Source organism: Paenibacillus borealis (assembly GCF_000758665.1).
In the GTDB taxonomy this organism is placed as follows: Bacteria; Bacillota; Bacilli; order Paenibacillales; family Paenibacillaceae; genus Paenibacillus_AQ; species Paenibacillus_AQ borealis.
Genome location: NZ_CP009285.1, coordinates 6,911,797 through 6,923,001, shown reverse-complemented (window position 1 = coordinate 6,923,001; position 11,205 = coordinate 6,911,797). Strand labels below are relative to the sequence as shown.

8 protein-coding genes are annotated in these 11,205 nt (G+C 54.2%); all 8 read left to right on the top strand.

Going from position 1 to position 11,205, the window contains the following annotated elements; genetic code table 11:
• Positions 1-20 precede the first annotated feature (20 nt).
• A complete protein-coding gene (locus PBOR_RS29205) occupies positions 21-1,424 on the top strand; it encodes an ABC transporter substrate-binding protein (protein WP_042217361.1) in 1,404 nt (467 codons plus the stop codon).
• A gap of 182 nt (positions 1,425-1,606) precedes the next feature.
• A complete protein-coding gene (locus tag PBOR_RS29200) occupies positions 1,607-2,494 on the top strand; it encodes a carbohydrate ABC transporter permease (RefSeq protein WP_042217359.1) in 888 nt (295 codons plus the stop codon).
• On the top strand, positions 2,491-3,321 hold the full coding sequence (locus PBOR_RS29195) for a carbohydrate ABC transporter permease (RefSeq protein ID WP_042217357.1): 831 nt from the start codon (positions 2,491-2,493) through the stop codon (positions 3,319-3,321). The genes PBOR_RS29200 and PBOR_RS29195 overlap by 4 nt, the downstream gene beginning before the upstream one ends.
• 18 nt (positions 3,322-3,339) lie before the next feature.
• Complete coding sequence (locus tag PBOR_RS29190; RefSeq protein WP_042217355.1) at positions 3,340-5,181, top strand: glycoside hydrolase family 127 protein; 1,842 nt, start codon at positions 3,340-3,342, stop codon at positions 5,179-5,181.
• Between the two features lie 40 nt (positions 5,182-5,221).
• Complete coding sequence (locus PBOR_RS29185) at positions 5,222-6,103, top strand: glycoside hydrolase family 43 protein (RefSeq protein ID WP_042220051.1); 882 nt, start codon at positions 5,222-5,224, stop codon at positions 6,101-6,103.
• Positions 6,104-6,239: 136 nt separating this feature from the next.
• Positions 6,240-7,775: a glycosyltransferase family protein gene (locus tag PBOR_RS29180; RefSeq protein ID WP_042217354.1), complete on the top strand. Its 1,536-nt coding sequence runs from the start codon at positions 6,240-6,242 to the stop codon at positions 7,773-7,775.
• On the top strand, positions 7,772-9,121 hold the full coding sequence (locus PBOR_RS29175; protein WP_042217353.1) for a hypothetical protein: 1,350 nt from the start codon (positions 7,772-7,774) through the stop codon (positions 9,119-9,121). The genes PBOR_RS29180 and PBOR_RS29175 overlap by 4 nt, the downstream gene beginning before the upstream one ends.
• A complete protein-coding gene (locus PBOR_RS29170; RefSeq protein ID WP_245647936.1) occupies positions 9,102-9,836 on the top strand; it encodes a glycosyltransferase in 735 nt (244 codons plus the stop codon). The genes PBOR_RS29175 and PBOR_RS29170 overlap by 20 nt, the downstream gene beginning before the upstream one ends.
• Positions 9,837-11,205 lie beyond the last annotated feature (1,369 nt).

The following is an 11,205-nucleotide window of genomic DNA, read 5'->3' as shown; positions in this document are numbered from 1 at the left end:
AATCGAGAGGGGCTCGGAATATGTTGCAACAAAAAAGATCGGTCTTCCTTACACTGGCTCTGGTTCTGATGCTTGCCGCTGTCCTGTCTGCGTGCTCGAAATCCAATACAGCAAGCCCTGAGGCTTCCGCGCCTTCCGGGAATGCCGGATCGAAGGAGAAGATTACGCTGCGGATGACTGTATGGGGATCACCGGAAGAAGTGGCTCCTTACAAAAAAGCCATTCAGAATTTCGAGGCCAAGTATACAAATGTCAAGGTTGAGCTTCAGCATATTGCCGCTGATTATGACACCAAGCTGACTACCATGGTCGCCGGAAATGATGTTCCGGACATTGCCATGATGGAATCAGGTACGATTGCCTTTCCGATGGCGGAGCAGGGTAAATTCTATAATCTCCAGGAATTTCTCGATACGGATGCCGACATCAGTCCGGATACGCTGGTTCCCAATATTACCTATTCACTGGAGCCGGGGAACGTAATTGGAATCGGACCAGGGCCGGAATCCTTCGGACTGTTCTACAATGAGGATATCTTCAAGGAAGCCGGAATTGAGCCTCCCCCCTCGAATGTGGCGGATGCCTGGACCTGGGATGAATTCGTCGAGGTCGCCAAGAAGCTGACTGTGGACACCAATGACAAAACAGCAGCCGACCCGGACTTCGATCCCAAAAAAATTAAGCAATATGGCGTAAATCTCTCCACCTGGTGGGGGGTGTACAGCAACTTTATCTATTCCAACGGCGGGGATTTCATCTCGGCGGATGGCAAGACCTTCGCGCTTAACCAGCCGGAGGCTGTGGAAGCCCTCCAGAAAATAGCCGATCTGATGAATGTGCACCATGTATCACCCTCACCTGTACAGTCTAAGAATATCCCGGCAACGAATGTAGCTCTCCAGACCAAGAAGGTAGCGATGACTGTGGACGGGCAATGGGCAAGCGCAGGCCTCGCCCAGTCTAAGTTCAACTTTAACGTCGGGGTCATGCCTGTAATGAAAGAGCCGGTAACCACCGTGGTCTGCGGTATGTTCTCCATCTTCAAATCCACCAAGCATCCCCAGGAGACCTGGGAGCTGCTGAAGGCGCTGCTCGATCCAGAAGCTTCAATTGATATGCTTACAGCCGGAACATGGATGCCTTCTCCCAAAGACTGGTACACCGATCCTGCGCTGCTGGCCAAATGGACGGAGAATCTGGAGGCCAGACCCTCCGGCTATAAGGAAGCCATCGTCGATGTAATCCTGACCAAAGGGCACCAGACGCCGACCGGCTATGTGAAGAATTTCAACAATATTATGGATCTGGTCAATCCCGCCTTGGATAAGGTATGGCTCGGCCAGCAAACCGCCCAGGAAGCGATGGACTCGATCGCCGTAAAGGCCCAGGCCCAAATTAAGGGACGCCGCGATATTAAGGAATAATCAACTGCGAAGCTAGTAGTATGGAGCGGCGTGCGATGCCTCGTTCGCCGTTCTTTTTGCAAATATAAGAATTTATATGCTTACGCTTTAAATTATCCTTCTATTTCACGCTGAAACGGTACCGTCCGTCTAAAGGACGGCAAAGCCGTTTCTACTTGCGAAATTCGAGACTGGAGGCCGGTATGCGAAAGGGAATGTTCTATGGGCTGCTGTTCACCGCCCCTGCCATACTTGGATTTGCCATTTTTACGCTGGGTCCTATGATCGCAAGCCTGGTGCTCAGCCTAACCAACTATAATGTGTTCAAGGAACAGACGTCTTTTGCCGGTCTGGATAATTTCGTGCGGCTGTTCTCAGGTGAGGATGAGCTGTTCTATAAATCTTTGGGGATCACCTTTTATTTCGTCTTGCTGCGTGTGCCTGCGGTTATTCTCATTTCCTTCGGCATCGCACTTCTGCTCAATCTCAATGTAAAGGGAAGAGCCATCTTCCGTACGATTATCTACCTTCCGAGCATCGTTCCGGCGGTGGCCTCGGCCATGATCTGGATGTGGCTGCTCAATCCCGACCTGGGCCTCATCAATTCGCTGCTCAGCCGGCTGCATCTGCCGACCAGCGACTGGCTGTACGGGGAAGGCAGTGTTATTCCCTCGGTGGTGCTTACCACGTTATGGGGTATAGGCAGCACGGTGATTATTTTTCTCGCCGGCCTATCCGGCATCCCCCGGCAGTACTATGAAGCGATTGAGGTGGATGGAGGCGGCTGGTTCCGCAAGCTGAGCCACGTGACGGTTCCGATGGTCACCCCCACGATCTTTTTCAATACGATCATGACGATTATCGGCTCTTTTCAGGTCTTCAACGAAGCTTATATTCTGACGCAGGGCGGACCGAACAACCGGAGTCTGTTCTATGTATTTTATTTGTGGAGAACGGGCTTCCGGGATGCCGAGATGGGATATGCGTCCGCGCTGGCCTGGATCTTGTTCATCATCATTCTGTTCTTTACCTTTATCGTCTTCAGAACCTCGAAGTCCTGGGTGTATTACGAAGGGGGGGACCGTGCTTGAGGCCATCGAAGCTATCACTTACCGCAAGCTACGGAGTGCTTATCCTGATCTCTGCCATGTTCGTCATTCCGTTTGTCTGGCTGATCCGCAGCTCGCTGATGAATTTGTCACAGATTTTCACCATGCCTCCCGAATGGATACCGAAGCCGTTTCAGTGGAGCAATTTTCATAAGGCGCTCACGGTCCTGCCGTTCGATGTTTTCTTCAAGAACACACTGATCATCGTGGTTACGGTGCTTGTGGGAACGGTAATTACCAGCAGTATCGGGGCCTTCGGATTCTCACGGATTCAGTGGAAGGGCCGGGATACGGTGTTTGCCATCCTGATGACCAGCATGATGCTGCCGGCGGCGGTGACGATTATCCCGAGCTTTCTCGGCTGGCAGCTCATGGGTTTATACGATACGCTGTATCCGCTGATTGTGCCTGCATATTTCGGCGGCGGAATCTTCAATATCTTCCTGCTGCGGCAATTCTATCTGACGATTCCGCGAGACTTTGATGAAGCGGCCTTTGTGGACGGGGCGAATTACTGGCAGATCTATACCCGGCTCATCTTTCCCTTAAGCCGTTCCGCGATCATCGTGGTTGCCTTATTCAGCTTCCTGGCCTCTTGGAACGATTTCATGGGCCCGCTGATTTACCTGAAAAGCGACAGTCTCTTTACTCTCGCTCTGGGTCTGCAAATGTTCCAGGGTACCTACACCGCGCAGTGGGATCTGCTGATGGCGGCCTCGGCCACTGTCGTCCTGCCCTGCGTCATTGTATTTCTGGCCGGCCAGCGTTACTTTCTGGAGGGCATTACCTTAACGGGATTAAAAGGATAAAGGAGGCAGGGAACCGAAATGGCAGAGCAACAGCCGAAGCTGCATGCCTGGCAGGGTGTGTCTTTTACGAGTATAACCATTAATGATCATTTCTGGCGGCCGCGCCTGGAGGTGCTCCGGCAGACCACTCTGCCGGACTGCTTGTCCAAATGTGAGGAAACCGGGCGCATCGATAACTTCGCCAAGGCCGGGGGCCTAATGGAAGGGCATTATGAAGGCAAGTATTATAATGACTCGGATGTTTATAAGGTGCTTGAAGGTATTGCCTATGCGCTGATGCCCAGGCGGGATGCGGCGCTGGAAGCTGAAGCCGACCGGATTATCGGGCTGATCTCGGCAGCGCAGGAAGCGGACGGGTACCTTAGTGCGTACTTCACACTGGAGAATCCCCAGGGCAAATGGACGGATATGGAGAAGCATGAGATGTATAACGGCGGCCATTTGATTGAGGCGGCGGTCGCCTATTATGAAGCCACCGGCAAGCGCGGACTGCTGGAGGTGGCCTGCCGGCTGGCCGATCATTATGATGAGGTGTTTGGCCCCGGCAAGCGGCACTGGGTGGAAGGGCATCAGGAGATCGAGCTGGCTCTGGTGAAGCTGTACCGCGTGACGCAGAGCGAGCGCTACTGGAAGCTTGCGCTGTGGCTGCTGGAGGAGCGCGGCCACGGACATGGCGCGGGTGCGATCTGGGACAATCCGGAATGGGGACCGGCCTATTGCCAGGATGATGTTCCCGTCCGTGAGATCAGGCAGGTCACCGGGCATGCCGTCCGTGCGATGTATTTGTACACGGCAATGGCGGATATTGTTCATGCTTCAGGCGATTCCGCCTATGCGGAGGCCCTGCACCGGGTCTGGGCCCATACCGTAGAGCGCAACATGTACGTAACGGGCGGCATTGGGCCGTCCAGGCATAACGAAGGCTTCACCTCCGATTATGACCTGCCCAATGAAACCGCCTATTGCGAGACCTGCGCCGCCATTGCCATGGTCTTCTGGAACCACCGGATGAATCTGACGTTCGGGGACGGCAAATATGCAGATGTGGTGGAGCGGGAAATGTACAACGGCGCCTTGTCGGGAATATCCCTGTCCGGGGACAAGTATTTCTATGTCAATCCGCTTGCTTCACAGGGCGGACATCATCGTGTGCCCTGGTTCGAAACCTCCTGCTGTCCGACCAATCTGGCCCGTTTCCTGCCTTCCCTGGGCCAATACGTCTATGCCGCTACGGAAGAAGGCTTGGCAGTTAATCAATACTTGAACAGCGAAGCGGAGCTTGTGCTGGGCAGCGGACTGGGCGTCAGGCTGAAGCAAAGCACGGAGTATCCCTGGGATGGCCGGATTGAGCTTGAAGTGAACCCTGCTTCGAGTGCCGGCTTCAGCATCCGGCTGCGTGTGCCGGAATGGTGCAGGAGCTACCGGCTGGCGGCTGGCGGCGTCAGTATCTCCGGGGCCGGAGCCTTGACGGATCAAGGATATCTGGTACTGAACCGGCATTGGTCGCCGGGAGACAAGGTTGTGCTTGAGCTGGATATGCCTGTGAATCTTGTGCGGGCCAATCCGGAGGTGGAGGCGGACCGGGGGCGGGTTGCCGTTCAGCGGGGACCCGTCGTCTATTGTCTGGAGCAGACGGACCATCCCGGCCTGTCCTATGATGCCTGCTCCATTCCGGCCGGGGCGAAGTTCCGGGTGGAGCATCTGCCGGAGCTGCTGGGCGGTGTGACCGTGCTGCAGAGCCGGGATGAAGCGGGAAGGCCACTCCGGTTCATTCCCTATTACGCCTGGGACAACAGAGAGTCAGGCTTCATGCAGGTCTGGATCCGGGAACAGGAAGAAAGAGGACTATACAGCTGTTAATTAGCGGGTTGCGGAGAGAGGAGGGGGGCGCTTGCGGGGAATGACGAACCCTATCGTGCCGGGCTGGTATGCAGATCCCGAAGCCAGAACCTATCACGGCAGGCATTATATTTATGCGACAAGATCTTTTACGGAATATACCCGGCAGATGAATCTGGATGCCTTCAGTTCTGAAGACCTGATCCATTGGAAGGTCCATGAGAGCATCATAGAAATGGATGATTTCCCCTGGATCTGGAGAGCGGTATGGGCGCCGACCCAGATTGAGCATAACGGCCGGTATTATCTTGTCTTCGCCTCGAACGATATCCAGAAGGACGGAGAAGCCGGCGGGCTGGAGATTGCCGTCGCCGATGCTCCCGAAGGCCCGTATAGGGGGTACCTCCACCGGCCGCTCATCGGTGAGTTCATTCACGGCGCCCAGCCGATCGATGCTCATCTGTTCAAGGATGATGACGGTGCAATCTATCTCTATTACGGGGGCTGGGGGCATTGTAACGTGTGCCGGATGAATGAGGAAATGACGGGCTTCGTGCCTTTCCCGGACGGTCAATTGATCCGTTCCGTTACCCCGCCGGGTTATGTGGAGGGACCGTGTATGATCAGGAAGGACGGTCTTTACTATCTGATGTGGTCGATGGGCGGGTGGACTAACGGGACCTACCGGGTAGCTTACGGCGTAAGCGGTAATCCGCTGGGACCGTTCGATAACCAAGGGACCATACTGGAGAGGCAGGAGCCTGTAGCGGAAGGCCCCGGCCATCACGGATATTTATATCTTCCTGACCGCGATGAATGGCTGATTGTCTATCACCGGCGAATCATCGGAGACCCGGAGCCGGGTAACCGCATGTTATGCATCGACAGAATGGAGTTCGCTGCCGGCGGAATCAAGCCGGTAATCATGACCGACAGGTGGTAAGCATGGCCGCCGCAGCTGACGCGGATATCAGCTTTGCGGATCCTATCCGCCGAATACGGCCTAAACAGGGATACCTGCCCCATCCCGCTCATACATTATAGACAGCACAGTTATGACCATTGGAGTGTGAGTCTGAATGTCCTATGAAGCGATGGATGCGATCAATACGATTAAAGTCATGAATACTGTAAAAGCTGTCAGCACGGAGCGTCTGGCCGGAAGATACAGCTATCTGGAACGGGAGGGGCTGCTTCCGCTGCCGGTGCAGGGAGGCGTTACGCTTGTGGTGGAGCTGCGGCATGCGCAGTGGTCGGCGGAGTGCCTGCGGCTGCTGCTCCAGCACTCCGGTTCTTCCGTGCGTCTGATTGCGGTCCCGATGACCGCTGAGTTTCCGCTGCAGCCGTTGTCGGAGCAGTTCTCGGGAGAGCCGAGTCTGGTGTTTCTCCCCTTTGCCGCCGGGAATTACAGGGTGAATGAGGCCTTGGCTTATGCTGAGACCTCTTTTGTCGTGCTGCTGGAGGACACTGTGATGGTGTCCCCCGGCTGGCTTGGGAATTTGCTGTGGCCGCCTATTGATGATCCGGTGGTGGGCGTGGTAGCTCCGCGTTCCTCCAGTGAATGGGGAGAGGGGCTGGAACGGCTGCATTTCGCCGGATACTCTGAACTGTCAGCGTATGTAGCCCATACCCTGGACAAACGGCAAGGGGAGTGGAGTTATGCGGATGTACTGGGCGGTGCTTGTCTGCTTATGGCAAGAGACGTATTACTGAGAGTAGGCGGCTTCGATTCCTCGCTGGTTGACCGCCGGCTGATCATTGCAGACTGGTGTCTGCGGGCCCGGATGCAGGGGGCAAGTCTTGCACTCAGTGATCCGGTATATGTGCATGTCCTTCATCCGCTGGAAGAGGGAGCAGCTGAGAATAATGCGAGCAATGCGGCTGCTTCAGAGGGAGAGCAGGCATACCGCCGGAAATGGAACCTGCAGGGCAGTCCCGCCGCCGCTGGCCCGCTCCAGATTCCCGTTGATCTGTCCGGTTGTCTGCCGCAGCCGTCCATTCCGCTGGGCCGGCATACGGCGGATACGCCTCTTGTGACCACTGTTGTCTATTTCGAAGAAAACTGGACGGCAGCCGATTCACGGGAGCGGCAGCAGACGCTGCAGGAAGGCCAGAGCTACAGCAATATCCGCTGGGTGTGGGTAAGGGACAGCTGGAGCCAGTCTTTTCCCGAATTCCCGGTGCATGAGCGTGACGCTGTGATCACTGTGCATGGTGAGAAGCCCTGGCTGCATGCGCTGGAGAATATCTCGGCGCTCTATGGCAGCGAGGTCGTTGTCTATTTATCCGCCTCTGCTGCCTATGACAGCCGTTACATTGAGAAGCTGGTGGAAATACTGCAGCACAGCCGGGCAGATATTGTCGTCAGTTCGGATTTTGCAGCGGACGAACCCGGGCAGCGGCCTGAGACAGGCGGTATAACGCAGCTTCTTCCACTTGAACGCATCGCACACAGAAGCGGTATTACGCCCGGAAAGCTCATGAAGCGGGAGGGCTTCCTCCGCAGTCTGGCACTTATTCCTGACCCGGATCTGTCGGTAGGTTATGCGGGTGAGCTGGCAGGCGGCCGGGATAAGATTCAACCGTCAGCCCACGGCGGGGAGGGACACTTATGAACTATATCGTGCTTAGCCGTGTTTCCTGGGAGGATTATGAGTATAAAAGACTGCTGGAGCTGCTTCCGGACCGTGGTGAAGTCTGTTTTGCCGGGCGGATGACGCCTGTCCAGCAGCGGAGCAGCGGTATCAGGTCCGTGACACTGGCGGAAATATACAGTCTGAATGCCGGAGACTATACACTGCTTGTCTCTTCACCTTATTGGCTCCCGGATGTACTGGCACTGCAGCCTGCGTATACTGTTGCCCTGCTGGAACTTTGTCCGGAAGGGGAGGATAGTGTTCTCTGGGACAAATACAGTGCGCTGCTCGCGGCGAAGGCCGATCTGGCGGGAACCACGTCAGAACGGATATATCTGGAGCAGAATCTGCGCCGGAAGGGAATTGTGTATCTCAGCGGAGACCAGCCCTTATCCTACGGACTGCTCCGCCGGGAGGAGCAGTTGTTCTTCCTGTCAGATTACGAAGCGATCTGGAACAGGGCGCTTACGGAATTGTGGCAGCCACCTGTTGACCCAGATGGGGAGTCCGGCTGGCTGGATATCCAGCGCCGGCACCGCACCGCATTCTATATATCCATGTGTGCCAAGATGCCACACCAGCCTTCAGTGCATTATTTAGCCGCTTCTTATTTATATTTGCGGGGAGATGAAGCCGCTTCGCTGTATCTGGCCCAATCCTTTGAGCTGATGCTGCTGCATGATTATACGGATTGTCTGCATTCGCATTACCGTTTCTTCTCGGCGATTGAAGCGAAGAAAGGCAATCTGGAGCTTGCCGTCCGGCAATACGAAATCACGGCGTTTACGGCCGAGGAAAGGGCGAAGGCTGCGCAGATGAAGCAGTGGCTGAGTGGCGGCGAGGTGGAGCATGAGCTGCTCCGGGCGGAGATTCTCACGGTAAACGAGGATGGTGCGGCGGCAAATGAGATTCTGAGCCGGTTAACCGGGCCGGAAGCCCGGCAGCGGCTGCTGCTGAATTACATCGGAACCTTTCAGTGGTTGAAGGCGCTGCAGCTCTATCATGAAATGGAGGCGGACGGGACGGTAGCTGCGGAGAATACTGGGCTTGGCGGATTCGCAGGAATAGCAGGAATAGCAGGGGCTCCTGAGATTCCGGGGCTTGCAGGGAGCATCTCTCCGGCGTTTGAAGGTGCAGTGCAGCTTCCGGTGATTGAAGGGACACTGCATTTGCTGTATGGCCGGCGGCATGACGCTATCCGCAGCTTCCTGCGTTCGGCGGGAGCGGACCAGGGGGCGAGACAGCTGTTTGCAGAAATGGCCGATATGGAAGAAGCCGTACAAGGCTTGAGAGGGAGGGCAATGGATGGCGAAGAGCATGCATGAACCGCTGCGCAAGGCCTCCGGCAACCGCCTGACGGCGATGATGCAGGTGCGCAATGAGACCGGCCGTTACCTGGAGCAGGTGCTGGAAGAGCTGAGCGGATTTGTCGACGATATCGTCATAGTGGATGACGGCAGCACGGATGGTACGGTGCGGCTGTGTAATTCTTTTGCCAAGGTCAGCAAGCTGGTAACGCTGGAGCACTCCATCTTCGGCCGTGAATGGGAGCTGCGCAAGACCCTCTGGGATCTGGCGGTATCTACCGGCCCGGATTGGCTGCTGTCCGTAGATGCGGATGAGTTCTATGAAGACCGGGCCAAGCAGGAAATGCGGCGGTTGATCGACCAGGATGCTTACGACTGGGTGGCATTCCGGCTGTATGACTTCTGGGGCGGCACGACCCATTACCGGGAAGATGAACACTGGAATATCCACACGAAGCATACGCGCACGCTGGTCCGCTATCTGCCCAGTTTCTATTATTTCACCCCGCGGATGGATCACCATGTTCCCCGGCTGCCGCTGTCGTATGCGGTTCTGCCGGGCTTCCTCGCCGAGCTGCGGGTGAAGCACTACGGCTGGGCACTGGAACCCGAAGAGCTGCGCCGCAAATACGACCGCTACATGGAGCTTGACCCCGAAGGGAAATGGGGAAGCCTTGAACAGTACCGCTCCATTCTGGATGTGGATCCGCGGCTGGTGGAGTGGAGGGAGTAGGGGGCGGAGCCTGGGAGTATGGGTGCCTAACTGAACAACGGACTGAACAACGGACTGAACAACGGACTGAACAACGGACTGAACAACGGACTGAACAACTGACTGAACGACTAACTGAACAACTAACTGAACAACGGACTGAACAACTGACTGAACAACTAACTGAACAACTAACTGAACAACTAACTGAACATCTGACTGAACAACTGACTGAACGACTAACTGAACAACTAACTGAACAACGGACTGAACAACTGACTGAACAACTAACTGAACAACTAACTGAACATCTGACTGAACATCTGACTGAACAACTGACTGAATACTTAACTGTACATCTATATTGGCTGGACTTAAGGTTGCAACATATAAAACTAATTCTACACCCTGCGATTATCTGGACCTCCAGACGGTTGCAGTTGCCGCAGGAATTCTTCGGTTCATCCGCCCGTTTTCTGCGGCGGAAAGCGTAATTTTTATAAAATTCTGCACAAAATACAACATTTTCCTCGGGATATCGGCCCGAATCCGAAAATGTTGTATAAAATGCAGGATTTTACCTTTTTAGAGCGCCTTATCAGGATTATTGTTGTATTTCGTACAACAATTCTCCCAAACACCCAGTTATCTATGCTTCGAAGTTGTACAACGTACAACATTTTGGTCTGCGGTGCTCACTGAGAAGTCTCTATTATGCCAGCGAGAAATTAGTCTGGGAGTAATTTACATATTCGACCCGTCCCGCAGCCATTGACCGGTAAATTGCTGGGATGTTGTCTAAATTGGGTCTATCTAACTGTATATCTAATGTATATCTAACTTCTAATCTAACTTTACAGCTAATCGAATCGGGGGAGTTAGTTCCACGCTTTTACACAAACTTCTTGATGTTACCCTGGGAGCAGCGGGCGGAGGGTGGGAGATAAAAATACCTTTGGTTGTGCTGTAAATGGGTGATGTGGGGAATAGGTGATAGAAATACCTTTGATTGCGCTAGGAGTGGGCGAGAGGGGGAAATGAGTAATATTACTGGGCTTGTCCTCAAATGATGAAATGAATCCATTCTGCTGTATAAATTGCAAGCAGAATGAATTGAAGCGGCTCACTATCTGCATTTCTATCTATCGTACGTCTTGCAATCAGCTGAGGACAGCCAGTGTAGAGTATTGCTGAGTATTGCTGAGTATTGCTGAGTATTGCTGAGTATTGCTGAGTATTGTTGAGTGTTGGTGAGTGTTGGTGAGTGTTGGTGAGTGTTACTGAGTGTTACTGAGTGTTACTGAGTGTTACTGAGGCTCATGAAGTGTTACGAGACCTTTTATTAGAGTGTTGTGGAAATTGTGAGTTCTATGAGTGTTGTGAGTGATGT